The following is a 24438-nucleotide window of genomic DNA, read 5'->3' as shown; positions in this document are numbered from 1 at the left end:
CATGGAGCCCACGACCGATCGGCTGAAGACACCCCGCGCCGCCGGTATGGCCGGAGTCGCCTTCGCCCTGCTGCTCGGTGCGGCGATCGTCCTGATGCGGATCTCCGTCCCCGCCGGTGAGGCCGCCGACGCGACCATCGACCAGGACCGCCGGTGGGCGGTCCAGCTGGCCCTGCAGATCGTGCCCTTCGCCGGGATCTTCTTCCTCTGGTTCATGGGCGCCCTGCGCGCGCACACCGGGGAGGCCGAGGACCGGTTCATCGCCACCGTGTTCCTCGGCAGCGGCTTCGTCTTCGTGGCCACCCTGTTCGGGGCCGCCGCGGCGGCCGGCACCGTGCTGAACGAGCAGACGCCCTCCGACTTCGGCCGCCACTACGCCTACACCCTGCTCGCGACGTACGCGATGCGCATGGCCGCGGTCTTCGTCCTCGCGACCTCGATGATCGGGCGGACGCTCGGCGTCTTCCCGCGGCCGCTGGCCATGCTGGGCACCCTCGTCGGCCTGATCCTGATCGTGGTGGGCGCCGGCGTGCCCTGGTCCGAGCTGCTGTTCCCGGCATGGGCCCTGGTGATCAGCCTCTACATCCTGCGGGTCCGGCGCAGGGCGGGGCCCGCGGACCGCTCAGGCCCGCCCTGAACCCCTCCTGACCTGGCGGTCCATGCTCCGGCAGGCGGCCTCCGGGCGGCGCGTGCATGCTGGTGGACAGGGGAGGAACCGGGGGTACCCGGGGGGCGACGGGGATCAACAGCCGAGGGAAAGGCGGATCCGTCATGAGGCTTGTCGTCGACCTCAACCGCTGCCAGGGATACGCCCAGTGCGCTTTCCTCGCTCCCGACGTCTTCGCCATGCACGGCGACGAGTCGCTCCTCTACAACCCGGAGGCGGCTGCCGAGCAGCGCGAGAACGTCGTCCGCGCCGTGGCAGCCTGTCCCGTCGGCGCGATCCTCCTCGAACTCACCGACGAGGACATGGCGGACGTGGTGTCCCAGGGCGCCGGGGCCGGGGCCGGTTCCGGAGGCACCCGGTGACCGGTGAACGCACCCGCGACGGGGCCCTGGAGCAGCTCAAGCGCGAAGGCCGCATCGTCGTCGTCGGCGCTTCGCTCGCGGGTCTGCGGGCCGCCGAGACCATGCGCGACAAGGGGTTCACCGGTTCGCTGACGATGATCGGCGACGAACCCTACGAGCCGTACGACCGGCCCCCGCTGTCCAAGCAGGTCCTGCTCGGCAACGCGGTGGCGGACCACACGGCGCTCCCCCGCCGCCGGGCGATCGACGCCGACTGGCGCCTCGGGGTCCCCGCGACGGGTCTGGACATGGCCGCCCGCAGGGTCCGGCTCGGCAACGGCGACGAGGTCGAGTACGACCGGCTGCTGATCGCCACCGGCGTCCGTGCCCGGCCCTGGCCCAACCCGGAGGAGGCCGAGCTCGAAGGGGTCTTCGTCCTGCGCACCCGCGACGACGGCGAAGGACTGCAACGCGCCCTCGCCGCCGGTCCCCGCCGCGTGCTCGTCATCGGAGCCGGGTTCACCGGGTCCGAGATCGCCTCCGCCTGCCGGGAACGCGGCCTGAACGTGACCGTCGCCGAACGGGGCGAGGCCCCGCTGGTCGGCGCGCTCGGCGCAGTGATCGGCCGGGTCGCGGCCGAGATGCACCGGGAGCACGAGGTCGACCTGCGCACCGGCGTCATGGTCACCGCCCTGGAGGGCGATCCGGCCGGCCGGGTCCGGGCCGCCCAGCTCTCCGACGGCTCCAGCGTGGAGGCCGACGTGGTGGTGGTCTCCCTCGGCGCGCAGCGCAACACCGAGTGGCTCGCCGGCTCCGGACTGGGCGCCGGGCCCCGGGGGATCGCCTGCGACGCGGGCTGCCGGGCCTTCGACGTCCGGGGCATCGTCACCGACGACATCTTCGTGGCGGGTGACGTGGCCCGCTCCCCGCACGCCCTGTTCGGCTACCAGTTCCTGTCCCTGGAGCACTGGGGCAACGCCGTCGCACAGGCCGACACCGCGGCGCACAACATGCTCAGCGAGAGCGCGGACCGCCGCCCCCACCTGTGGGTGCCGGCCTTCTGGTCCTCTCAGTTCGGCGTGAACATCAAGTCGGTCGGGGTGCCGCCGATGGGGACCGAGATCATCGTCACGCAGGGCTCGCTGTCCGAGCGCCGGTTCGCGGCCGTCTACGGCTACCAGGGGCGGGTGATCGCGGCGGTGACCTTCGACAACTGCCGGTGGCTGCCGTTCTACGAGCACCAGATCGAGAGCACCGCGCCGTTCCCGCCGCCGTTCTCCACGGTGGACCGCAGGCCGGAGGGGAACAAGCCGGTGCCGGCGGACTTCCCCGACCCCTCGGTGCCGACCCACGGCCCGACCATCACCCTCAGCGGCTACTCGCCGGCCGACCGGAAGATGACCTTCACCCCCGGGCGCTGACCGCGCCGCGACCGCCCCCGAGGATCACGAGGACCCGTCATGACACAAGCCCTCCTGCGGGAGATCATCGACTACGCGAACCGGGCCAATCCGTACCCGCTGTACGAGGAGCTCCGCAAGACCCCGGTGTCCCACGACGGGACCGGCCCGTACGTCGTGAGCACGTACTACGAGATCCACAGCCTGCTGCACGACCCCCGGATCAGCTCCGACTCGCGCAATCTGAAGGCGACCGGCGACGATCCGCTGGGCGAGTCCGCCGACGACGAGGGGACGGCCCTGCCGCCCTCCTTCCTCAAGCTCGACCCGCCGGACCACGACCGTCTGCGGCGCATGACGAACCGGCCGTTCGGGCCGCCGCACACCCCGCACCGGGTGCACGACATGCGCGACGAGCTCCACGGGCTGGTCGACGGGCTCATCGACGGCATCGCCACCTCCGCAGACCTCGACCGGGTCGACCTGGTCGACCAGTTCGCGTACCCGTTCCCGGTCACGGTGATCTGCCGGCTGCTCGGGGTGCCCCACGAGGACGAACCGCGCTTCCACGTCTGGGCGGAGACCCTCGCCGCCAGCCTGGACCCCGACCCGGACGCGGATCCCGCCCAGCGTGGCAAGGGCACCACGGACGCCCGTATGGAGCTGGGCATGTACCTGGCCGGGCTGATCGAGGAGCGGCGCAAGAACCCCGGTGACGACATGCTGTCCCAGCTGGCCACCGCGGACGGCCCGGACGGGGCGATGACCACCATGGAGGCGCTGAGCACCTCCGCGCTGCTGCTGATCGCGGGCCACGAGACCACGGTCAACCTCATCACCAACGGCATGCTGACCCTGCTGCGTCACCCGGACGTCCTGCAGCGGCTGCGCGAGGAGCCGGGCCTGTCCGTCCCGATCGTGGAGGAGCTGCTGCGCTACGAGCCGCCCGTGCAGCTGCTGCCGCAGCGCACCACGCTCTCCGACATCGAGGTCGCGGGGGTCGCCATCCCCAAGGGCGCCTCGCTGTGGCTGGTCCTGGCCTCCGGGAACCGCGACCCGAAGCGGTTCGAGAACCCGGACCGCTTCGACCCGGACCGCAAGGACATCCAGCACCTCGGGCTCGGCAGCGGTATCCACAGCTGCTTCGGGGCGCCGCTGGCCCGGCAGGAGGCGCAGCTGGCGCTGAGCGAGCTGGCCCGCCGGCTGGTGAACCCCCGACTGCTGGAGGACCCGCCGCCGTACCGTCAGAACGCGGTGCTGCGCGGCCCCCGGCACCTGCCGATCGCCTGCGACGGTGTCCTGCCGAAGGCTGCCTAGGGGGCGTCCGGCGGATCAGGGTCGGACAGCCCGGGTCGTCCGGTGCCATGGGGTCTCCCCAGGCCCGCAGGGCCGAGGGGAAGGAATGCAAGGCGGAGGAGGGAGCCCACGCGGAGCGTCGGCGACCGACGACAACGCAGCAGGCCGCGGTGCCGGACGACCCGGGCCCGGCCCTGATCCGCCGGACACCCCCTAGGGCTTCGCCTCCGGCGGCAGGACCACGACCTCGGCGGGGCTGAAGGTCACGGCGACCTTCTCGCCGACGGCCGGAGCCCCCGCCAGCCCGCATTCGGCCTCCAGCGCCGGGCCGTTCTCGGGGCGCAGGAGCAGGGCGACGTGGGTACCGCGGAAGGTCCGGGACACCACCTCGCACGGCAGGCCGGCCTCGCAGAGCACGACTCCCGCCGGGCGGACCAGCAGCCGCTGCTCCCCCTCGGGGGAGCCGGCGGGGACCGGGACTCTGCCCCAGGCGGTGGCTGCGGCCGGGCCCGCCACGGTCGCCGGGACCACGTTCTCGAAGCCGAGGAAGCGCGCCACGAACTCCGAGGCGGGCTTCTGCCACACCTCCAGCGGGGTCCCGGCCTGCGCGATCCGGCCGTCGCGCATCACCACGACCCGGTCGGCCAGTGCAAAGGCCTCCCCCTGGTCGTGCGTGACGGCCAGGACCGTGGTCCCCAGCCGTGAGAACAGCCCGCGCAGTTCGACGACGAGCCGCTCCCGCAGCCCGCGGTCCAGCTGTCCGAGCGGTTCGTCGAGCATCAGCAGCCGCGGGGAGGGCGCCAGCGCCCGGGCCAGCGCCACCCGCTGCTGCTCGCCCCCGGACAGGGAGGCCACGGCGCGGCCCTGCGCCCCGGGGAGCCCGACCAGTTCGAGGAGCTCGGCGACCCGGTCGGCGTACGAGCGGCTCCCGCGGCCGCGGCCGCCGCCGCGCATCCGGAGCCCGAAGGAGACGTTCGCGCCGACGTCGCGGTGCGGGAAGAGCTGGTGGTCCTGGAACATCAGGCCCACGCCCCGCCGGTGCACGGGGACGGCGGCCTGGTCGGCCCCGTCCAGCAGCACCCGCCCGCCGGACACCTGCTGGAGCCCTGCGACGACCCGCAGCAGCGTGGACTTGCCGCTGCCGCTCGGGCCCAGGACGCAGACGGTCTCGTGTTCGGCCACCGCCAGGTCGACGGAGTCGACGACCGCGCGCTCGCCGAAGCGGACCGACACCCCTTCCAGTTGAAGCAGTGTCATCAGAACTCTCCGGAGGTCTTGTCGGGCCGCAGTCGCTCCAGCAGCAGCAGGGACACCGCGCACACCAGCATCAGGATCGTGCTCAGGGCCATCGCCTGCCCGTAGTTCAGCTCGCCGGCCCGCCCCAGCAGCCGCGCCACGGCCACCGGGAGCGTCGGCCGGTCCGGCCGCGCGATGAAGACGGTCGCGCCGAACTCGCCGAGCGACACGGCGAAGGCGAACCCGGCCGCGATCAGCAGCGCCCGCCGCACCAGCGGCAGGTCCACCTCCCGCCAGGCGCGCAGCGGTGACGCGCCGAGCACGGCGGCCGCCTCCCGCAGCCGCCCGTCCACGGCGCGCAGCACCGGCAGCATGGTCCGTACGACGAAGGGCACACCCACCAGGGCCTGGGCCAGCGGCACCAGGATCCACGAGGTCCGCAGGTCCAGCGGCGGCTCGTCCAGGGTGATCAGGAAGCCGAAGCCGACCGTCACGGCGGACACCCCCAGCGGGAGCATCAGCATCGCGTCGAAGCCGCGGACGAAGCGGCCCCCGCGCCGGGTCAGCGCCGCGGCCGCGAGTCCCCCGATGAGCAGGGCGATCGCGGTGGCGGCGAGCGCGTACTGCAGGGAGTTCCAGATCGCCTCCACAGGCGGCACCAGGAAGGTCCCGCCGCCGGCGCCGGTGACCTGCAGGGCCCGGTAGAAGCCGAGGCCGTAGCCGCCGGGGGCGTCGAAGGACCGCTCGACGAGCACGGCCAGCGGTGCCACGATCAGCAGCCCGATGGTCAGCAGGACCGCGCCCAGCAGGGTGCGCTGCGCCCAGCCGCGCGCCCGGTGCGTGGTGCGGCCCGGGTCGACGAGGCGCAGTGCGGTCTCGCGCCGGCGGACGGTCCAGGCGTGCAGGGCGAGGATCGCGCCTATCGCGGCGAACTGCACCATGGTCAGCACCGCGGCCGTGGACAGGTCCAGGAGCTGCGCGGTCTGCCGGTAGACCGCCACCTCCAGGGTGGAGTAGGCCGGTCCGCCCAGGATCAGTACGACGCCGAAGGAGCTGAAGGTGAAGAGGAACACCATCAGGGAGGCCGCGGCGACGGCCGGGGCCAGGGCGGGCAGCGTCACCCGCCGCCAGGCGGCGAACCGGCCGGCGCCCAGCACCCGCGCGGCTTCCTCCTGGCGCGGGTCGAGCTGGGCCCACAGCCCGCCGACCGTGCGGACGATGACGGCGTAGTTGAAGAAGACGTGGGCCAGCAGGATCGCCCAGACGGTGGTGTCCAGCCGGACGCCGGCCCGTTCGTCCAGCAGTCCGCCGCGCCCGAGCAGGGCGAGGAAAGCGGTGCCGACGACCACGGTCGGGAGCACGAAGGGCACGGTCACCACGGCCCGCAGCAGCTGCTTGCCGGGAAACTCCAAACGCGCGAAGACGTAGGCGCCGGGGAGCGCGATCAGCAGCGTGAGCACGGTGGAGGCGAGCGCCTGCCAGGTGGTGAACCACAGCACGTCGGCGATGTCGGGCCGGGCCAGCACCTCGCCGAACCTGCCGAACTGCCAGCCGGTGTCGGTCTTGAGGCCGCGGCCGACGATCGCGGTGACGGGGTAGGCGAAGAACAGCCCGAAGAAGGCCAGGGGGACGGCCATCAGGGCGAGGCGGACGGCGGTGGCGCGCCCGCTCTCGCCCTGTCCGGGCGTCCTGCCCGGTCCGGGGACCGGGGCGGCGTCGTGCGACGCCGCGCCCGGCTCCTTCGTACCGCTTACTTCACGACGAGCGCGGTCCATGCCTTGACCCACTGCTCACGGTTCTTGGCGATGGTCTCCGGCGCGACGTTCTCGGGCTTCTCGACCACCACTCCGTGCTTGGTGAACAGCTCCGGCAGCGCGGCGTCCTTGGTCACGGGGTTCACGAACATCTGGAGGGGCATGTCCTCCTGGAACTTCTTGCTGATCAGGAAGTCCACGAGGGCCTTGCCGCCCTCCTCGTTCTTCGCGCCCTTCAGAAGGCCCGCGAACTCGACCTGGCGGAAGCAGGTGCCGGTGGAGACGCCCGTGGGGGCCTCGGCCGGCTGCGGCTCGCCGTAGAGGACCTCGACCGGCGGGCTGGAGGCGTAGGAGACGACCAGCGGGCGGTCGCCCTTGGCCTTCTTGCCGCCCGCGGAGCCGGAGAAGCGCTCGTTGTAGGCCTGCTCCCAGCCGTCGACGACCTCGACGCCGTTGGCCTTCAGCTTGCTCCAGTAGTCCTTCCAGCCCTCCTCGCCGTACTTGCCGACGGAGGCGAGCATGAAGCCGAGGCCGGGAGAGGAGGTCGCGGCGTTCTCGACCACCAGCAGGTTCTTGTACTCGGGCTTGACCAGGTCGTCCAGCGTCTGCGGCGGGGCGATCTTCTTGTCGGCGAAGTAGGCCTTGTCGTAGTTGACGCAGATGTCGCCGGAGTCGACCGGGGTGACCCGGTGCTCCTTGTCGAGCACGTACTCGGGCTTCACGCCGCCCAGGCCCTTGGCCTCGTAGGGGGTGAAGATGCCGTTGTCGAGGGCGCGCGAGAGCAGGGTGTTGTCCACGCCGAAGAAGACGTCGCCGCGCGGGGAGCCCTTGGTGAGGATCTCCTGGTTCAGGGCGGCGCCCGCGTCACCGGACTTCAGCACCTTGACGGTGTAGCCGCTCTGCTGCTCGAACTCCTTGAGGACCGCTTCGGTCACGTTGAAGGAGTCGTGGGAGACGAGCGTGACGGTCTTGGACTTCGGGGCGTCGCTCGCGCCGGCGGTCTTGTCCTTGGCGTCGCCGCCGCCGCAGGCGCTGAGTGTGGTGACGCCCAGCGCGGCCGCGAGCGCGGCGCCCGCGATCTTCCTGGTGGTGCTCACTGGTGAATTCCTCCTGGGATGACCAGGAGAAGACGCGGCCCTGCCCGGCGCTCTGTGCGAGCGGACGCCGGGCAGGGCGCAACAGCTTGAGTGGTGACCGAACTTCCTACCCCGAATGACCGGGGCGAGGTTCAGAGGGTCTGCGGATGACGGATACCGCACTCTCAGCGCTGTGGCGCTCCCCTGTCGGAATATGCAATTGGTTCGGCCACAGGGTACCCCGTGGCCGATTCACCTCGAACAGAAGCGGAATTTAGCGCTCCGAGGCGGCCAGCTGGCCGCACGCGCCGTCGATCTCCTGGCCGCGGGTGTCACGTACGGTGACGGGCACACCGTGGCGGGCGATCGCCTCGACGAAGGCCTTCTCGTCCTCGGGCCGCGAGGCGGTCCACTTCGAGCCGGGCGTCGGGTTCAGCGGGATCAGGTTGACGTGGACGCGCTTGCCCTTGAGCAGCCGGCCCAGGAGGTCGCCGCGCCAGGCCTGGTCGTTGATGTCGCGGATCAGGGCGTACTCGATGGAGATCCGCCGGCTGGACTTCTCGGCGTACTCCCAGGCGGCATCGAGGACCTCGCGGACCTTCCAGCGGGTGTTCACCGGGACCAGGGTGTCGCGCAGCTCGTCGTCCGGCGCGTGCAGCGAGACGGCGAGGCGGCACTTGAAGCCCTCGTCGGCGAAGCGCAGCATGGCCGGGACCAGGCCGACCGTGGAGACGGTGATGCCGCGCTGGGACAGGCCCAGGCCGTCGGGCTCCGGGTCGGTGAGCCTACGGATGGCGCCGACGACGCGGTTGTAGTTGGCGAGCGGCTCGCCCATGCCCATGAAGACGATGTTCGACAGCCGTGCCGGACCGCCGGGGACCTCGCCGTCGCGCAGGGCGCGCATGCCGTCGACGATCTGGTGCACGATCTCGGCGGTGGAGAGGTTGCGGTCGAGGCCCGCCTGGCCGGTGGCGCAGAACGGGCAGTTCATGCCGCAGCCGGCCTGCGAGGAGATGCACATGGTGACCCGGTCGGGGTAGCGCATCAGCACGGACTCGACCAGCGTGCCGTCGTGCAGCTTCCACAGGGTCTTGCGGGTGGTGTCGTCGTCGCAGCTGATGTGCCGGATGACGTTCATCAGGTCCGGCAGGAGCTCCTGCTGGAGCTTCTCGCGGGAGCCCGCGGGGATGTCCGTCCACTCGGCCGGGTCGTGCGCGTAGCGGGCGAAGTAGTGCTGGGAGAGCTGCTTGGCCCGGAAGGGCTTCTCACCGATCGCGGCGACCGCTTCGCGGCGCTCGGCCGGGGTCATGTCGGCGAGGTGCCGGGGCGGCTTCTTGGCCCCGCGGGGAGCGACGAAGGTGAGCTCACCCGGAGCGGGACGGGGGGCCATGCGGTACTCCTCAGTACGACGAGGTGGGGGTCACCCCGCGCGTGCAGGGCCGGTCCGCGGCTGAAGCCGCTGGACGGAAAGGGCGCGCCGCGTACACGCGGCGCGCCCTCCAGGATAACCCGACCGGGACCGGTCAGCCGGTGCCGACGAATGCCGCCAGCAGCAGCCACACCACCGGAGCGGTGGGCAGCAGCGAGTCCAGCCGGTCCATGATGCCGCCGTGGCCCGGCAGCAGGGTGCCCATGTCCTTGATACCGAGGTCCCGCTTGATCATGGACTCGCCCAGGTCGCCCAGGGTGGCGCTGACCGCGACCGCGAGGCCGAGGATCAGGCCCTGCCACCAGGCGCCGCCGTCGATCAGGAACTCCATGCAGAGCGCGCCGGCGACCATGGCGAAGGCCACCGCGCCGAAGAGGCCCTCACGGGTCTTGCCGGGGCTGATGCGCGGCGCGAGCTTGGTCTTCCCGAAGCGCCAGCCGACCGCGTAGGCCCCGGTGTCGCTGACCACGGTCAGGAGCAGGAAGGTGATCACGCGCTGCGGCCCGTCGTCGGGGGTGAGCAGCATCGCGACGAAGGTGGCCAGGAAGGGCACGTAGAACGCCGCGAAGGCACCCGCCGTGACGTCCTTGAGGTAGTCCTCGGGCGGCTCGGTCATCCGCCACACCAGGACAGCCAGCACGGTCAGCGCCATGGCCACCCAGGCGCCCTCGGCCCCCCGGACGTATCCGGCGATGACCATGGCCGCGCCACCGACCGCGAGCGGGACCAGAGGGGCCTTGATGCCCTTCTTCTCCTGCAGCCGGGAGGTGAGCTCCCACAGGCCGACGACGACCGCGACGACGACGACGCCGACGAAGACCGCCTTGACGATCAGGAGCGAGGCGAAGATCACCGCGCCGAGACCGACGCCGACCCCTATCGCGGCGCGCAGGTCCCGCCCCGCGCGCTTCTTCTGCGGCGGGGGGGAGGAGTCCTGCGGGTGCTCGGCATGCGGAGGCGGGGGGCTGGGCATGGGCTCCTGCGGCGGCGTATCGGCGCGGAAGGGGGAGCCGCCGTGCGAGGCGGCCCCCCGATCGCGTGCTTCCCGGTCGTCGAAGTCACGGCCGGCGGCATCGGGCACGATGGGCATGGGCCGAGTGTGCGGGCCCACCTGCGCATCGTATGCGGGACCCGCCGGAACCGGCTCCGGCTGCCAGGAAGAGTCGTTCATCAGACTTCGAGGAGCTCGGCTTCCTTGTGCTTGAGGAGCTCGTCCACCTGCGCGACGTACTTCGCGGTGGTGTCGTCGAGCTCCTTCTCCGCGCGACGGACCTCGTCCTCGCCCGCCTCCTTGTCCTTGACGAGCTTGTCGAGGGCGTCCTTGGCCTTGCGGCGGACGGAGCGGATGGAGACCTTGGAGTCCTCGGCCTTGTTCTTGGCGACCTTGATGTACTCCTTGCGGCGCTCCCCGGTCAGCTCGGGGAAGGTCACGCGGATGATGCGGCCGTCGTTGCTCGGGTTGACACCGAGGTCGGAGTCGCGGATGGCCTGCTCGATGTTGCGCAGCGCGGACGCGTCGAACGGCGTCACGATGGCCATGCGCGGCTCGGGGACCGCGAAGGAGGCGAGCTGGTTGATGGGCGTGATGGCGCCGTAGTAGTCGGCGACGATCTTGTTGAACATCGCCGGGTGCGCACGGCCGGTGCGGATCGCGGCGAAGTCCTCCTTCGCGACGACGACGGCCTTCTCCATCTTCTCCTCGGCCTCGAGGAGGATTTCTTCGATCACCACGTGCTCCTGCATGTCTTGAATGGATGGTTCAGGCGGGCGGGCGGGCCGGTCCGGGCCGCCCGGACCGGCAGCGAACTGCTCAGGCCCGGGTTTCCTCGTCGCTGACCAGCGTGCCGATCTTCTCACCCTTGACGGCGCGGGCGATATTGCCCTCGGCGAGCAGCTCGAAGACGAGGATCGGCAGTTTGTTGTCACGGCAGAGGGTGATCGCCGTGGCGTCGGCGACCTTGAGGTCGCGCGAGAGCACCTCGCCGTACTCCAGCGCGTCGAACTTCACCGCGTCCGGGTTCTTCTTCGGGTCGGAGTCGTAGACCCCGTCGACACCGTTCTTGCCCATGAGGAGCGCCTCGGCGTCGATCTCCAGGGCGCGCTGGGCGGCCGTGGTGTCGGTGGAGAAGTAGGGCATGCCCATGCCGGCGCCGAAGATGACGACACGGCCCTTCTCCAGGTGGCGCACGGCGCGCAGCGGGATGTACGGCTCCGCGACCTGGCCCATGGTGATGGCCGTCTGCACGCGGGAGTCGATGCCCTCCTTCTCCAGGAAGTCCTGGAGGGCGAGGCAGTTCATGACCGTGCCGAGCATGCCCATGTAGTCGGACCGTGCCCGGTCCATGCCGCGCTGCTGGAGCTCGGCGCCGCGGAAGAAGTTGCCGCCGCCGATCACGACGGCGATCTCCGCGCCGTCGCGGACCACCGCGGCGATCTCTCGCGCGATGGCGTGGACGACGTCGGGGTCGACGCCCAGTCCTCCGCCACCGGAGAAGGCCTCGCCCGACAGCTTCAGCATGAAGCGGCGGCCCTTCTTGAACTGGTCGCTCTTGTCGTCGGATGCGGTGTGGGGGTCCACGCCCTGATTCATGGAGATCTCCTCGTGCACATACGAAGAAGGCCATTGCCGGTGGGTCCTCGCGGTTCCCTCTACGGCAATGGCCTCCTCGTCAGATCTGCGGTCGCCTCGCGCAAGCGCGGACGACTGCCTCAGACCCTACCGGGGTCCGGTGTCCGTCGCGTACGGACGGACTCAGATGCCGACCTTGATGCGGGTGAAGCGCTTCAGGGTGACACCGGCCTCGTCCAGAACCTTCTGGACGGACTTCTTGTTGTCCAGGGCGTAGGCCTGGCCGAGCAGCGTGGCGTCCTTGAAGAAGCCGTTGACGCGACCCTCGACGATCTTCGCGATGGCAGCCTCGGGCTTGCCCTCCGCGCGGGTGACCTCTTCGGCGATGCGGCGCTCGGACTCGACCTTCTCGGCCGGGACGTCCTCGGCGGACAGCCACTGCGGGGCGAACGCGGCGATGTGCTGCGCGACGCCGCGGGCGACCTCGGCGTTCTCCTTGTCGAGCTCGACCAGGACGCCGATCTGGAACGGCAGGTCGGGCATCGTGCGGTGCATGTACGCGGTCACGTAGCCGCCGGTGAACTGCGCGAAGCGGTCCAGGACGATCTTCTCGCCGAGGTTGGCGTTGGCCTCGTCGACGAAGGCGGTGACGGTCTGACCGGGCTTGATCTCGGACGCGAGCAGCGCCTCGATGTCGGCCGGGGAGGTGGCGGCGACGTGCGCGGCCAGCTCGTTGGCGACGGCCAGGAACTTCTCGCCCTTGGCGACGAAGTCGGTCTCGCACTTCAGCTCGACGATGACACCGGAGGTGTTGTCGTCGGCGATGAGGGAGACGACGGCACCGTTCTCGGCAGAACGGCCCTCGCGCTTGGCGACGCCCTTCTGACCCTTGATGCGGAGGGCTTCCTGGGCCTTGTCGACGTCACCGTCGGCGTCCACGAGCGCGTTCTTGCAGTCCAGCATGCCGGCGCCGGTGAGCTCGCGGAGCTTCTTGACGTCAGCGGCGGTGTAGTTCGCCATGAGTCTGTGATTCTCTCTCGAAGTCGTAGATCTACGGGTGAACGGCGGAGGCGCCGCGCTTGTGGCGCGGCTCCCCCGCCGTCATCGTCCGTGCTGCGAGTGCCCGGCGCGTCAACGCCGGGCGCTCTCAGTGGGTCAGGCCTGCTCGGCGGCCGGGGCCTCGGCGGCCGGGGCCTCGGCGGCGGGGGCCTCGGCGGCGGCCGGGGCGGCCTCGTCGGCCTTCTTGTCACCCTCGAGCAGGTCGCGCTCCCACTCGGCGAGCGGCTCGGCGGCGGCCTTCTCGCCCGGCTTCGAGTCACCGGTCGCAGCGCCGGAGCGGGCGATGAGGCCCTCGGCGACGGCGTCGGCGATCACGCGGGTGAGCAGGGTGACGGAACGGATCGCGTCGTCGTTGCCCGGGATCTTGTAGTCGACCTCGTCGGGGTCGCAGTTGGTGTCGAGGATCGCGACGACCGGGATGTGCAGCTTGCGCGCCTCACCGACGGCGATGTGCTCCTTCTTGGTGTCGACGATCCAGACGGCGCTGGGAACCTTCGACATCTCGCGGATACCACCGAGGGTCTTCTCCAGCTTGGCCTTCTCGCGGGAGAGGACCAGGAGCTCCTTCTTGGTGAGACCCGAGGCGGCGACGTCCTCGAAGTCGATCGCCTCAAGCTCCTTCAGACGCTGGAGGCGCTTGTAGACGGTGGAGAAGTTGGTGAGCATGCCACCCAGCCAGCGCTGGTTGACGTACGGCATACCAACGCGCGTCGCCTGCTCGGCGATGGCCTCCTGGGCCTGCTTCTTGGTACCGACGAACATGATGGAGCCACCGTGCGCGACGGTCTCCTTCACGAACTCGTAGGCGCGGTCGATGTACGACAGCGACTGCAGCAGGTCGATGATGTAGATGCCGTTGCGCTCCGTGAAGATGAAGCGCTTCATCTTCGGGTTCCAGCGGCGGGTCTGGTGACCGAAGTGGACGCCGCTTTCCAGCAGCTCCCGCATCGTGACGACGGCCATGGCCATCTCCTTGGTTTCTCGGTTTGGTTCCTGACGCCCCACCGCGCCCTGCCCCCATGAGAGGACCGAGAGACGCTGTCACCTGGCCGTTTCGGGCTGGTGCCGGGGCGTGCGAAGTCGACCCGGTGACCCGGATCGCCACAAGAAGTGTACGGGACCCGGCGGTATGCCGGGTGACGCCGTTGTCCACAGCGCCCGGTCCGTCCACAGGCCGGCCCGCCGCGGCGGGGGTGCGCGGGACCCTTCGGTGCATGACGACACTGCTGCTCAGCCTGCTGCTGGCCCTGTCCCAGGCGGCCCTCGCCGCCCAGCCGCCCCTCCCGTCCCTCCCGTCCCTCCCGTCCCGGCCGGCCCTGCCCGCGGTCCGTCCGCTCCCCGCGCCGCTGTCGGTGGCGCGCTGGTGGGATCCGCCGCCGACGCCGTACGCGGCCGGCCACCGCGGGGTGGACCTGGCCGCCCCGGTGGGCGCGGAGCTGCGGGCGGTCGCCGCCGGCCGGGTCCACCACGCCGGGCAGGTCGCGGGGCGCGGGGTCCTCTCCCTCGCCCTGCCGAACGGCCTGCGCACCACCTACGAACCGGTCCGGCCGCTGGTCACGGAGGGCGAGGAGGTCTCGGCGGGCCAGGTGGTGGCGGTGCTCACGGAGGGGTCCCACTGTCCGGGGCCGTGTCTGCACTGGGGCCTGCTGGCGGGTGAGGCGTACCTGAATCCGCTGACGCTCCTGGCGCGGCCGACCCCGCGCCTGCTGCCGGATCCCGGCCCGGCCGGCGCGCCGGAGGGGGCTGCGGCGGGCGGGGATGCGGGGCTCAGCCCCGGACCCCCCGCAGGGCGATGGCCAGGGCCGTCTCCGTGATGACCTCGGGGTCCTCCGCCGCGCCGAGCTCGATGCGGCGCACGGCGGCGTCCACGACCCCCTGGAGCAGCATCGCGGCCAGCCGCGGCTGCTCCTGTCCGAGGGCGGCCAGCGCGTCGACGATCATCGCGATCAGTCCGCCGTGCGCGGCGCGGATCTTCTCGCGCGCTCCGGCGTCCAGCTCGCCGGCGGAGATCGCCACGACCGCCCGGTGCCGCCGGTCGCCCACCAGGCCCAGCTGGCTGCGCACGTAGGCCTCGACCTTCGCCTCGGGCGAATCGGCCCGCTCCATCGCCGCCTCGATCTCGGCGGCCCACACGGGGAAGTCCACGGCGCACAGCTCTTCGACCACGGCCGCGCGGGAGCGGAAGTACTCGTACACGGAGGACCGGGCGAGTCCGGTCCGCTCCGCCAGGGCGGGGAAGGTCAGCGCTTCCGTCCCGCCTTCGGACAGCAGGGAGCGCGCGGCGTCCAAGAGGGCGCCGCGCTGCATCGACCGGTGCTCGGCCACGGAGGCCGCTCGAATCCTGGGCACACGTCCACTCTACGGAGGCAGCGCAAGCTCACCGCCCGACATCTGCCAACTTTGCGCGCAGTTGCAGCACGGACTTGGTGTGGATCTGGCTGACCCGGCTCTCGGTGACGCCCAGCACGTTGCCGATCTCGGCCAGGGTGAGGCCCTCGTAGTAGTAGAGGGTGACCACGGTCTTCTCCCGCTCGGGCAGGGTGTTGATGGCCCGCGCGAGCAGCCGCCGCAGTTCGCGGTCCTCCGCCACCTCCACCGGGTTGTCGGCGGCGGTGTCCTCCAGCGTGTCCATCAGCGAGAGGCGGTCGCCACCCTCCCCGCCGACGTGCAGCAGCTCCTCCAGGGCGACCACGTTCGCGAGCGACAACTGGCTGAAGACGGTGTGGAGGTCCTCCACACCGATTCCCATCTCCCCGGCGACCTCGGTCTCCGTCGGGGTGCGCCGCAGCTGGGCCTCCAGCGTGGCGTAGGCCCGCTCCACGGCCCGCGCCTTCTGCCGGACCGAGCGGGGGATCCAGTCCAGCGCCCGCAGTTCGTCGATCATCGCCCCGCGGATCCGGGTGATCGCGTACGTCTCGAACTTGATCGACCGGTCGATGTCGAACTTCTCGATCGCGTCGATGAGCCCGAAGACCCCGGAGGAGACGAAGTCCGCCTGCTCCACGTTGGGCGGCAGGCCCACGCTGACACGGCCGGCCACGTACTTGACCAGGGGTGAGTAGTGCAGGATCAGCTGCTCCCGCAGCCGTTCGTCACCCGAGTCCTTGTACGAGCGCCACAGCCCCTCCAGGGACGAGGGCGCGGTGGACCGCACGCTGCCGCGGGCAGCGGGGGGCACCGCAGCGCGGTCGGACCCTGAGGTGTGCTGGGGCATGCGTCGCCTTTGCCGGAGCCGGATTCCTTGGGAGCGTAGCGTGACGGAAGTGTCGCGGTGCGCGAAGAGTACGGGATGGCGCGGGGCCCGAGGGGCGCCCAGGCTCGCGCGGGCGACCCGGGACCGGCGCCTGGCGCACGGTCCCGGCGACTGTCACCAGGAAGACCGCGTCTCTCATCGGTTTCACTCTTTCACCGGAAGTCCCCAGGTCAACGACCGCCTCGCCGGGTGGGCCGGGTTTGTGTGCCCTCTCCAGCCGGATCTCCGCCCAACCGCCAGCCGTCGCCCTGCCGTTCGACGAACCCCAGAGAGTGAAGTTCGTACAGTCTGCCGATGACTTCATCGGTGCCGGTGCCTGCGGCGAGTGCCACCTCGGCCGCGGTGGCCGGGCGTCCGGCCGGGAGGGCTTCGAGCACGCGGGCGGTCTCCGGGTCCAGGAGGTCGCGGGCGAGCACCGGGCCGCGCCGCTCGGGCGCCAGCTCCCCCATGGAACCGACGAGTTCGACCACCTCCGCGGCATCGGTGACCAGCACGGCCTCGCCCCTCAGCAGTTCGTGCACGCCGGCCGAGAGCCCGCTGGTGGCGGGCCCCGGGACACCCATCGTGAACCGCCCGAGCCGCTGCGCCCGCCGGGCGGTCACCAGGGAACCGCTGCGGTGGGCGGCCTCCACCACGACGGTGCCGCGGGTGAGGGCCGCGATGACCCGGTTGCGCAGGACGAACCTTCTCTGCACTAAGTCAAGAAGGACCGGCCAGGTGAGGGGAGGCGGCGTGGGTGCTTGACCCGCGCCTTGCCTCCGGTCACGCCTAACTGCCGGCGAGCAGTGCGACTGCCCCAACGCGATCGAGTTTCTTCCGCGCGATGGCGATGTGGGACGCGACCGTCCCCATGGAGAGCCCCATCACCGTGGCGATCTCTGAGTGCTTCATGCCGGAGGCCATGAGAAGGACAGCACGACACTGCTGATCGGAAAGATGCTTCCGGAGGACCTCCTGCAGGCCGTTGTAGAGGTCGTCGGCGCCCAGCTCTGTTACTGGAGGACTGACCTGGTCCAGCACGTCGTGGCCGACCGGAACCTCGCGGACGTTCCGCGCCTTGCGGTAGTAGTCGATCCGGAGGTTACGGGCGGACGCAAGAACGTAGGCGCGGTTGCTGTATGCCCGCTCCTTCACGTGATCCCACTTGTGACCGAACGAGATGAAGAGGTCCTGGGCGATGTCGTGTGCGTCGCTTTCCGAGGTCCCCAGCCTCAAGAGGTGAATGACCACGTCCTTGAAGCGGTCAGCGTAGAACTCCTCGAAGCCGTGGCCCCACGACCGGTGACGGTCGCGGGGCTCGCGGGCATCTGGCTGGTCAGGCACCCTCATGGGTTTCCCGCTCGGGCTGGCGCGCGCCTCGCTCCCCGTCGTCACGTCGACGCTGGCCACTCTGGCCGCGGTCGCGCTGGTTCCGGCGCGTGCCGCGCTCGGCCTGGGGTCCGGCCGCCGGACGGCCCTGACCGGGGCTGCGGGTGGGGGGCCGGTTGTCACGGACGGGCGGCTGCCGGTCCTGGCCGCCGGAGTGCCGCTGCCGGGTCTCCGTTCGCGTGTACTCATCGCGCTGCGAGTTCCGCACCAGGCGGAACTCGAAGCCTTCGACGGTCTCGAGCTTCTGCTTCACGGCGATGAAGCCCGTCACGACGAGCTGGATCCCGAGGGCCCAGATGGCCCACGTCTGGACACGTTCCGTGTCGGCTCCCCAGCCGGCGCCGGGCTCGACGAAGTGCTGAACCGCCTCGGTCGTCACGACGACCGAGGCGAGTCCCCACCGCTTGAAGCGGCTGACGAGCCCCACCGCAGCGGCGGGGCTGTTGCTTTCCGAGCTCATGTTCTTCCCAGAGGTTTGAGTAGTGGAGTGATCCCAGTTGAGGTCCGGGCAGGTCCTCGAGATCACCGACCAGAGTCTCCGGAAGGCCCCATTAAGGGCAATACGCAAAGGAGACGCCTGACCACCCTCTGTGATGCGGGTAGCAAAAATACGCCTGCGTCTACTTGCGACGAGGCGTGACCGTTCGGTATGGGCTGGCCGACTGGCCGACTGTTGGTAACTCTTTGCCCGGAGCCAACAGTCGGACCAGCACGACGCGTTCTGTTCAACACACCTCTGGGAAGGCGGGTCCACCCTCTATACGGATCTCACGGCCTGTTTTCTTGATGTCTCTCCAAGATTTCTTGGAGAGACGGTTGCGCGGGACCGTTCCCCGGCAACACGTATCCGCCTGACCAGCGACGATGCCTCTCAGGCGAGGTCCTTGCTCCAACTTTCTTGGCGTGCCAGAGCGAACGGCTTGTTCGCTGCCCTTCTGCATCCGGCAACGTACTCCTCCAACCCTCTGACCTGCAGTTACTCCGTCCTCCGCCGCCTCAGAAGCCAGCTCAGGTCAGCAGGCTTGTGAGTAGCTTCCTGGCGACGCTGGCTGCCGGCCCGGGAGAGGCAGCACTCGATCTGCCTGTCTCTCTGGGTCATGACGGCGGGCGACTGGTCGGGATTCCGAGGGCTACGGGTGTCCGGCGGGTGAGTCGTGCAGCGTCGGCCTGCTTGGTTCGGACGAAGGTCAAGGTCATGTCGATGCCTTCGATCTCGCCGAGCCACTGTTCCTCCTCAGCCCGTTTGCGGCGGAGGATCAGGTCCTTCTCGATCTCGGCCAGCCTCGGCAGCATCTTGGGGTTGACCTGCAGCATTGGGCATCGGATGCATGCGTGTTCATGCTGGCAGGGGGATCCGTAGGGGCGAGCGCAGTTGCCGAGTTCGACCTTGCGCTTGTCGAAGTGCTCTTCGAACTCGTCCCACTCCTCGCTGGTGACGTCGACGTACTCGTCCTCGGGCCTCAGGGTCCGGCGGTGGTTCAGGAACTCCTGGTAGTGCTTGACGATGTCCTCGGCGAAGACCGCGACGTAGCCCTGAGTGGTCTGGAGATTCAGATGTCCGAGTAGGGCTGCGCCGATGTGGATCGGCAGGCCGCCGTTGACGATGTCGGTGGCGAAGAGTCTGCGGAAGTCGTGCGGTGTGAACTTGGTGCCGGCGAAGGCGGGGTTCGTTTCGGCGATCTCCTCGCAGCTGCGGCGGATCATGAGCTGAACTGTTGTCGGCGATACGACATCGTGGCGGGTTCCCAGTTGCCGTTGGAAGAGGAACGGCATGGGTTCTGACCAGGTCTTCTCGTGTCCGTCGTAGCGGCTCAAGAGGGGAATCGGGTGGCCTCTGCGGGTGTGTCGGCGGACGATCTGCGCGACGGCGTGGAAGAGCTCGGCGGACATCGGGATGACACGCTCGCGCTCGGTCTTCGAGGGGGCCACGACCAGGAGGGCGATGACCTCACCACCGGGCCGCTCGTATTGGCGAATGCTGAGGTGGGTGAGCTCAACCAGTTCCTCGACCCGGATACCGCTGTGCCGCAGGATCTCAACGGCGACCCACTCCCAGAACGCGGAGTCCTCGGCCATCGTGACGTGGATCAGCTCGCCGGTCTCGTGGTCGGTGACCCTCACGGCCGGCTCGGCCAGGACCTTCGCCCGGCGGCGGTCCTCGCGGGAGTTGGTGCGGCTGTAGCGGCGGCCCTTGTGCTCAAAGTGCTCACCTAGTGGAATCGGCCGGGCAGCTTCCAGCAGGCCGGCCAGGTGCTCGTAGCGGTCCTCGACGTGCCTGACGAGGACCGGCAACAGGGGCTGGCGAACGCGGGTGCGGTCGGCCATCCTCCGGTAGACCTCTCGGCGCCGCTTGCCGAAGCCCTTCACGTCCCGGGGCAGAATCGGGCAGGGCGTCACCCACTGGGCCCACCGTTCCGGTTCACCGATGGCCCAGCTGTGGAGATCGAGGTAGAGGCCGCGGACGGCCAGCAGAATGGATTCCGAGTCCTTGCGGAGGCGGGTGCGGTCGGTCTTGCCGTCCCTCCGCCAGTACTGGATTTCAGCCCGCCACTGGTCATAGAGCTCCTGGCTGAGGTTCAGGTCGCGCTGATCGGGATTGAGCTCCTCGATCACGGCCCAGAACAGGCTGGCCAGCTGGCGGGCCAATGCCTGGAGGGTGACGTAGTCCGTGTCCGCTCTGCGGCGAGCCAGGTAGTCGACCAGGAGCTGCCGGATCTCGACGTTCTTGATGCCGTAGGCGTCGACAAGTTCCTCGACGCTTCGCTGGCCGCTGTAGGTGAAGGCCCGCAGGGTCGGGCTCGTCTCAGGCGGGAAGTGCCCCATCCTGTGCAGGATCTCCCAGGTGCCCAGGGCCGCGAACCGAGTCGTGTCCCCGTTGGCTCCATGGGTGAGCCCCAGGCGTTTGCTCTCGATCGAGTAGTGCAGCAGGGCCGAGGGAGTCAGTTGCTCCATGGTGATGCCCTGCGTTGTGAGAGCGCAGGTCAGGTCGAATTTGGCGCGCTGCCGGTGCACTGCGGTCAGGTGGTGCTGAGCGTCGACCACTGCGAAGAACTCGTCCAGGCGAGGGTCCTTCTGGACCAGCCGGAACGGATCGGCGTAGTCGCTGAACTTGTTCGCCCGGAACCCGGGCAGCGAGGGCTGGATGATCCTCGCCACGAAGGCCACCTTCAGCGCAGAGAGGATGTCGCTTTGCTCCCAGCGTGCATCCTCGCGACCGAGGACTCGGACCGACAGGGCGTTCTCGCCGTTGAAAGCGCTGGCCTCCCATCGCTCTTGCCAGGTGTTTCCGGGCAGCGTCGCCAAGTGGCCGAAGAGAATGCGGATTCCAGCTCGGCGCTTCCCTGCCCCGGACCTCGACTCCTTCGGCCAGATCGCCCCGGTCAGTTCGCACACATCCGCGATGCCGGCCGTCGACAGGTCCCCGAACGGCGCTGGCGGCCTCTCCGGCCGCGGTGCCGGCGCTGCTTTGACCGAGGCCCTCGAGAACCTCGTCGGTGCCTTGAACCGCGGGACCTCGGCGTAGTTCTGGCGCCGATTGCGGACAGTGGAGACCTCAACCATCGAGTGATCAGCCACCGAACACCGCCTTGATGTCCTCAGCGTCGTAACCAGCGGAGAACGTGCGCTGGACCCGGGGGCGGCTGTAGTGGGCCTGCAGAGCGTCGAAGAGATCCTCCACCCGGGCGTTGAGATAGCGGCCGGTGGTCGCAAGATCGGTGTGCCGCAGGATCGCCCGGACCTGGGCGAGCGTGAGGTTCGGGTCGTTCGCCATGCGGTTCGCGGCGGTGTGCCGCAGGTCGTGCAAGGTCCAGTTCGTGCCGAGCTTCTCGTTCACCCGCTGGAAGACCCGTCGCATCGCCGAGTAGGTCAGCGGCCGGTCCGGCCCCCGCATCGTCCGCAGGACCGGCTCGTGGGCCGGGGGAAGCCCGATCGTGTCGAGGTAGGCGGCCAGGATCGTCAGGGCCTGAGGGCTCACGGGAACGGGCTCGCGGTCGTCGGTGCCCTTGGTCACCACGTAGATCATCTGCTTGGCCCAGTCGATGTCACCGGGGGTGACGCCGAGAAGTTCGCCAGCCCGGGAGCCGCTGGAGACGTAGAGCAGGGTGGCCGCCCGGTCCCGGTCGCAGGTCATCGCCTCGAAGAGCTCGTCCCACATCGCGTCGGGAATGGACCGGGGGTCGGTCTGCCGGACACGCTGGCGCAACCGGGCCCGCCGGAATTGCGGGACCGTGCCGTCCGGAGCCCTGTGTGCGAGGGCCCGGCGCTGGGCGACTGCCTCCGGCACCGGGTTGATCAGCGGACCTCGGTTGTAGTGCCGGTGGTAGGCGTAGAAGCTGCAGATCACGGTCAGGCAGTGGTTGATCGTTGAAGGCGCGTACCCCGCCTTGAGATAGGGCTTGCCGGTGCGGGGATTCACCGAGCCGGGTCGTGGGGCGTCTGGCTTCCGCCGGCGTCGTTGGGGGTTCGGAGCCAGCCGGAGCCAGCCCACCAGCGCGGAGGCTTCCGCCTCGGTCGCCCTGTCCCACGGGACGTCTAGGAACCACAGCAGCCGAAACCAGCGCTGGAGGTCGTACGCGTAGCTCCGGATGGTCAACGGCCGGTTGTCGTCCAGGGTCAGACCCCGCAGGTACGGGACGACGGGAGCGACCGGGGTCCCGTCAGGCCCGAGAACGGCGTACCGCGGTATCGACTCCAGCTCGACGACCGAGCCGACACGGGGCACATCGGCCTGCCCCTCGATTAACTGGCGGTGCAGATCTTGCAAGACACACTTCCTCGAAGACGTAGATCATCTCGCTTCATGATCAGAGACTTAGTGCAGTTAACACACCGGCTGGGCGTGGGATGGCTGCCCGGCGGCAGCTCCCCGAGGACGAGTCCCTGACCGGCGATCCGGCCGAGCAGTCCGGCGTGTCCGCGGGGATAGGCGACGTCCACCCCGCAGGCGAGCACCGCCGCGGTCGCACCGCCGGGCGCCAGGGCCCCGCGGTGCGCGGCGCCGTCGATGCCGAAGGCGGCGCCGGAGACCACGACCCAGCCCCGCTCGGCGAGCCCGGCGGCCAGGGTCTGCGCCATGTGCGCGCCGTACGGGGTGCAGGCCCTGGCTCCCACCACGGCGACCGAACGCAGCGCCCAGGTACGCAGGTTCGGCCGACCCCGCAGCCACAGCCCGACGGGCCGTTCGTCGCCGAGGTCGTCCAGCTGCGTCGGCCACTCCGCCGAACCGGGGTGCACGAACCGGCCTCCCGACCCGGCGGCGAGCTCCAGGTCCCGCCGGGGGTCGGCCAGCGCCGCCCGTCTGCGGTACGCGGCGAGCCGCTCGGGCCCCACCCCGGGCGGCGGCAGCCATGGCGCCTCCGGGTCGGTCAGCAGCCTCATCAGCCCGGCGGCGCCGTACTCCCGCAGCCAGCGCCCGCCGTGCGCGTCCCCCGGCTCCAGCACCCGGGTCAGCGCCGCCCGCGCCAGCAGCTCCTCCTCCCCCGCGCCGGTCATGTCCCCACCCCCGTCATCGACACGGTCCCGCGGGCGATACCGGTCCGCAGCTCCAGCGCCACGGCCACGTCCAGCGCCTCGGGCCGGTCCCGGCCCCGCAGGTCTGCGACGGTCCAGGCGACCCGCAGGACCCGGTCCAGGCCGCGCGCCGTGAGCAGTCCCCGCTCCAGCTCTCGCTCGGCCTGCGCCAGCGCGCCCGGCGCCGCCTGCCAACGGGTCCTCAACTCCTGTCCCGGGACTTCGGAGTTGAGCCGCCACGGGGTGCCCGCGAACCGGACCCCGGCACGCTCGCGGGCCGCGCGCACCCGGTCGGCGACCACCGCGGTGGACTCCCCCCGGCCGCCCTGCCCCAGCAGGTCGCCGCGGGTCACGGGCTCGACCTCCACCCTCAGGTCCACCCGGTCGAGCAACGGCCCCGACAGCCGGGCCTGGTAACGCCGGATCACCGAGGGCGGGCATTCGCAGCCCGACCCGTGCAGGGTGTGCCGCCCGCAGGGGCAGGGATTCGCCGCGAGCACCATCAGGAACCTGGCGGGCAGCCGCACCACGCCGGCGGCGCGGGCGATGACCACGTGCCCCGATTCGAGGGGCTGGCGCAGCGCGTCCAGCGCCCGGCTGTGGAACTCGGCGGCCTCGTCCAGGAAGAGGATGCCGCGATGAGCCAGGGAGACCGCTCCGGGCCGGGGCACCCCGGTCCCGCCGCCCACCAGGGACTGCATGGTCGCCGAGTGGTGCGGGGCGCAGTACGGGGGCCTGGAGACCAGCGGTTCGCCGGGCGGCAGGATTCCCGCGACCGAGTGGACGGCCGTGACCTCCACGGAGTCCTGGCGGGTGAGCGGCGGCAGGATCCAGGGCAGCCGCTCGGCCAGCATCGTCTTGCCCGCGCCCGGCGGTCCGCTCAGGAACAGGTGGTGGCCGCCGGCGGCCGCCACTTCCAGGGCGCGGCGCGCCGTGTGCTGCCCCGTCACATCGGCGAGGTCGGGGAAGTCGGCACAGTCCCCGCCGGGGCGGCCCGGCGCGAGACCGGTGCCCAGGCCCGCTCCGGGCACGAGCAGTCCGGCCAGTATCGGGTCCGGGCGGCCGGGCGGGTCCGGCTGTTCCTCCTCGGGCACCACCCCGTCGGTCAGGACGGCGATCAACTGGCGCAGGCTGCGTACGCCGAGCACCGAGACGTCCGGCACGAGCGCGGCCTCCGCCGCGCACTGCTGCGGCACGACCACCTGACGGTGGCCGGCCTCCGCCGCGGCGAGGACGGCGGGCAGGATCCCCCGGACCGGACGCACCCGCCCGTCCAGCCCCAGCTCGCCGATCAGCACGAGGTCGGCGATGGCCCCCGGGTCGACCACCTCGGCGGCCCCGAGCACCGCGATCGCCACGGCCAGGTCGAAGCCGGCGCCGGCCTTCGGCACGGACGCCGGGCTCAGGCCGACCGTGAGCTTCTTCTGCGGCCAGGCCGCCCCGGAGTTCACCAGTTCCCTGATGATTGAGCGTGTTCAA

The 24438-nt window shown here is 70.7% G+C and carries 20 protein-coding genes and 3 pseudogenes; 5 read left to right on the top strand and 18 right to left on the bottom strand.

The features are described from left to right. Position 1: 1 nt before the first annotated feature. The 4 genes from NRK68_RS24900 to NRK68_RS24885 all read left to right on the top strand — a co-directional run bounded on the left by NRK68_RS24900 (position 2) and on the right by NRK68_RS24885 (position 3725). Positions 2 to 637 carry a hypothetical protein gene (locus NRK68_RS24900; protein ID WP_257856766.1) on the top strand — a complete coding sequence of 212 codons (636 nt, stop codon included), beginning with the start codon at positions 2 to 4 and terminating at the stop codon, positions 635 to 637. A 134-nt stretch (positions 638 to 771) separates the two neighbouring features. Continuing rightward, entirely contained in the window at positions 772 to 1029 is a 258-nt protein-coding gene (locus tag NRK68_RS24895) for a ferredoxin (RefSeq protein WP_183068642.1), read from the top strand. Further along, complete coding sequence (locus NRK68_RS24890) at positions 1026 to 2429, top strand: NAD(P)/FAD-dependent oxidoreductase (RefSeq protein WP_257856765.1); 1404 nt, start codon at positions 1026 to 1028, stop codon at positions 2427 to 2429. The genes NRK68_RS24895 and NRK68_RS24890 overlap by 4 nt, the downstream gene beginning before the upstream one ends. A gap of 39 nt (positions 2430 to 2468) precedes the next feature. Beyond that, on the top strand, positions 2469 to 3725 hold the full coding sequence (locus NRK68_RS24885) for a cytochrome P450 (protein WP_257856764.1): 1257 nt from the start codon (positions 2469 to 2471) through the stop codon (positions 3723 to 3725). Between the two features lie 192 nt (positions 3726 to 3917). Here the strand turns inward: NRK68_RS24885 and NRK68_RS24880 are convergent, their stop codons facing one another. The 9 genes from NRK68_RS24880 to rpsB form a co-directional block, all read right to left on the bottom strand. Next, entirely contained in the window at positions 3918 to 4961 is a 1044-nt protein-coding gene (locus NRK68_RS24880; protein ID WP_183068640.1) for an ABC transporter ATP-binding protein, read from the bottom strand. Then, positions 4961 to 6577, bottom strand: a complete 1617-nt coding sequence (locus NRK68_RS24875) for an ABC transporter permease (protein WP_257857921.1) — start codon at positions 6575 to 6577, stop codon at positions 4961 to 4963. Before NRK68_RS24875 ends, NRK68_RS24880 begins: the two co-directional genes overlap by 1 nt. 113 nt (positions 6578 to 6690) lie before the next feature. Then, positions 6691 to 7791 carry a thiamine ABC transporter substrate-binding protein gene (locus tag NRK68_RS24870; RefSeq protein WP_257856763.1) on the bottom strand — a complete coding sequence of 367 codons (1101 nt, stop codon included), beginning with the start codon at positions 7789 to 7791 and terminating at the stop codon, positions 6691 to 6693. Between the two features lie 253 nt (positions 7792 to 8044). After that, a complete protein-coding gene (rlmN, locus tag NRK68_RS24865; RefSeq protein WP_183068638.1) occupies positions 8045 to 9160 on the bottom strand; it encodes a dual-specificity RNA methyltransferase RlmN in 1116 nt (371 codons plus the stop codon). Positions 9161 to 9293: 133 nt separating this feature from the next. Further along, positions 9294 to 10370, bottom strand: coding sequence for a phosphatidate cytidylyltransferase (locus tag NRK68_RS24860; protein WP_183068637.1), 1077 nt, complete (start codon positions 10368 to 10370; stop codon positions 9294 to 9296). Further along, complete coding sequence (gene frr / locus NRK68_RS24855) at positions 10370 to 10927, bottom strand: ribosome recycling factor (protein ID WP_030028670.1); 558 nt, start codon at positions 10925 to 10927, stop codon at positions 10370 to 10372. The genes NRK68_RS24860 and frr overlap by 1 nt, the downstream gene beginning before the upstream one ends. Before the next feature lie 82 nt (positions 10928 to 11009). Continuing rightward, positions 11010 to 11789 (bottom strand): UMP kinase, encoded by a 780-nt coding sequence (gene pyrH / locus NRK68_RS24850; RefSeq protein WP_037928730.1) that lies wholly within the window; start codon positions 11787 to 11789, stop codon positions 11010 to 11012. 162 nt (positions 11790 to 11951) lie between these two features. After that, entirely contained in the window at positions 11952 to 12788 is an 837-nt protein-coding gene (gene tsf, locus NRK68_RS24845) for a translation elongation factor Ts (protein ID WP_030650996.1), read from the bottom strand. A gap of 135 nt (positions 12789 to 12923) precedes the next feature. Next, on the bottom strand, positions 12924 to 13790 hold the full coding sequence (gene rpsB / locus NRK68_RS24840) for a 30S ribosomal protein S2 (protein WP_183068636.1): 867 nt from the start codon (positions 13788 to 13790) through the stop codon (positions 12924 to 12926). Positions 13791 to 14041: 251 nt separating this feature from the next. Here rpsB and NRK68_RS24835 point away from each other — a divergent pair, with 251 nt between their 5' ends. Next, positions 14042 to 14641 (top strand): M23 family metallopeptidase, encoded by a 600-nt coding sequence (locus tag NRK68_RS24835; RefSeq protein WP_183068635.1) that lies wholly within the window; start codon positions 14042 to 14044, stop codon positions 14639 to 14641. On the opposite strand, the gene NRK68_RS24830 is transcribed toward NRK68_RS24835, so the two are convergent. The 9 genes and pseudogenes from NRK68_RS24830 to NRK68_RS24790 form a co-directional block, all read right to left on the bottom strand. Next, a complete protein-coding gene (locus NRK68_RS24830; RefSeq protein WP_183068699.1) occupies positions 14595 to 15134 on the bottom strand; it encodes a TetR/AcrR family transcriptional regulator in 540 nt (179 codons plus the stop codon). The two genes, NRK68_RS24835 and NRK68_RS24830, sit on opposite strands and share 47 nt — an antisense overlap. Positions 15135 to 15204: 70 nt before the next feature. Further along, positions 15205 to 16041, bottom strand: a complete 837-nt coding sequence (gene whiG, locus NRK68_RS24825; protein WP_183068634.1) for an RNA polymerase sigma factor WhiG — start codon at positions 16039 to 16041, stop codon at positions 15205 to 15207. Between the two features lie 209 nt (positions 16042 to 16250). Then, positions 16251 to 16766: pseudogene (locus tag NRK68_RS24820) on the bottom strand (DNA-processing protein DprA); the annotation flags it as partial. Between the two features lie 82 nt (positions 16767 to 16848). Beyond that, a complete protein-coding gene (locus NRK68_RS24815) occupies positions 16849 to 17469 on the bottom strand; it encodes an RNA polymerase sigma factor (protein ID WP_257856762.1) in 621 nt (206 codons plus the stop codon). Then, a complete protein-coding gene (locus tag NRK68_RS24810; RefSeq protein WP_257856761.1) occupies positions 17396 to 17908 on the bottom strand; it encodes a hypothetical protein in 513 nt (170 codons plus the stop codon). Before NRK68_RS24810 ends, NRK68_RS24815 begins: the two co-directional genes overlap by 74 nt. A gap of 635 nt (positions 17909 to 18543) precedes the next feature. After that, positions 18544 to 21024, bottom strand: a complete 2481-nt coding sequence (locus NRK68_RS24805) for a tyrosine-type recombinase/integrase (RefSeq protein ID WP_257856760.1) — start codon at positions 21022 to 21024, stop codon at positions 18544 to 18546. Beyond that, the gene (locus NRK68_RS24800; RefSeq protein ID WP_257856759.1) at positions 21017 to 22213 is read right to left on the bottom strand and encodes a tyrosine-type recombinase/integrase; all 1197 of its coding nucleotides are present in this window, start codon (positions 22211 to 22213) and stop codon (positions 21017 to 21019) included. Before NRK68_RS24800 ends, NRK68_RS24805 begins: the two co-directional genes overlap by 8 nt. 59 nt (positions 22214 to 22272) lie before the next feature. Beyond that, positions 22273 to 22965 (bottom strand): annotated as a pseudogene (locus tag NRK68_RS24795) (DNA-processing protein DprA); the annotation flags it as partial. Beyond that, positions 22938 to 24413: pseudogene (locus NRK68_RS24790) on the bottom strand (YifB family Mg chelatase-like AAA ATPase); the annotation flags it as partial. The pseudogenes NRK68_RS24790 and NRK68_RS24795, both read right to left, overlap by 28 nt. Between the last annotated feature and the right edge of the window lie 25 nt (positions 24414 to 24438).

Source organism: Streptomyces yangpuensis, assembly GCF_024666385.1.
Taxonomy (GTDB): Bacteria; Actinomycetota; Actinomycetes; order Streptomycetales; family Streptomycetaceae; genus Streptomyces; species Streptomyces yangpuensis.
The sequence above is the reverse complement of the archived record's forward strand: the minus strand, read 5'-3'. Positions and strand labels throughout refer to the sequence as shown.

What these genes read in the sequence shown, in the direction of transcription:
- NRK68_RS24900 (WP_257856766.1), top strand. Translation starts at nt 2, where the DNA reads ATGGAGCCCACGACCGATCGGCTGAAGACACCCCGCGCCGCCGGTATG.
- NRK68_RS24895 (WP_183068642.1), top strand. Translation starts at nt 772, where the DNA reads ATGAGGCTTGTCGTCGACCTCAACCGCTGCCAGGGATACGCCCAGTGC.
- NRK68_RS24885 (WP_257856764.1), top strand. Translation starts at nt 2,469, where the DNA reads ATGACACAAGCCCTCCTGCGGGAGATCATCGACTACGCGAACCGGGCC.
- NRK68_RS24880 (WP_183068640.1), bottom strand. Translation starts at nt 4,961, where the DNA reads ATGACACTGCTTCAACTGGAAGGGGTGTCGGTCCGCTTCGGCGAGCGC.
- NRK68_RS24875 (WP_257857921.1), bottom strand. Translation starts at nt 6,577, where the DNA reads ATGGCCGTCCCCCTGGCCTTCTTCGGGCTGTTCTTCGCCTACCCCGTC.
- rlmN (WP_183068638.1), bottom strand. Translation starts at nt 9,160, where the DNA reads ATGGCCCCCCGTCCCGCTCCGGGTGAGCTCACCTTCGTCGCTCCCCGC.
- NRK68_RS24860 (WP_183068637.1), bottom strand. Translation starts at nt 10,370, where the DNA reads ATGAACGACTCTTCCTGGCAGCCGGAGCCGGTTCCGGCGGGTCCCGCA.
- pyrH (WP_037928730.1), bottom strand. Translation starts at nt 11,789, where the DNA reads ATGAATCAGGGCGTGGACCCCCACACCGCATCCGACGACAAGAGCGAC.
- tsf (WP_030650996.1), bottom strand. Translation starts at nt 12,788, where the DNA reads ATGGCGAACTACACCGCCGCTGACGTCAAGAAGCTCCGCGAGCTCACC.
- rpsB (WP_183068636.1), bottom strand. Translation starts at nt 13,790, where the DNA reads ATGGCCGTCGTCACGATGCGGGAGCTGCTGGAAAGCGGCGTCCACTTC.
- NRK68_RS24835 (WP_183068635.1), top strand. Translation starts at nt 14,042, where the DNA reads ATGACGACACTGCTGCTCAGCCTGCTGCTGGCCCTGTCCCAGGCGGCC.
- NRK68_RS24830 (WP_183068699.1), bottom strand. Translation starts at nt 15,134, where the DNA reads ATGCAGCGCGGCGCCCTCTTGGACGCCGCGCGCTCCCTGCTGTCCGAA.
- whiG (WP_183068634.1), bottom strand. Translation starts at nt 16,041, where the DNA reads ATGCCCCAGCACACCTCAGGGTCCGACCGCGCTGCGGTGCCCCCCGCT.
- NRK68_RS24810 (WP_257856761.1), bottom strand. Translation starts at nt 17,908, where the DNA reads ATGAGCTCGGAAAGCAACAGCCCCGCCGCTGCGGTGGGGCTCGTCAGC.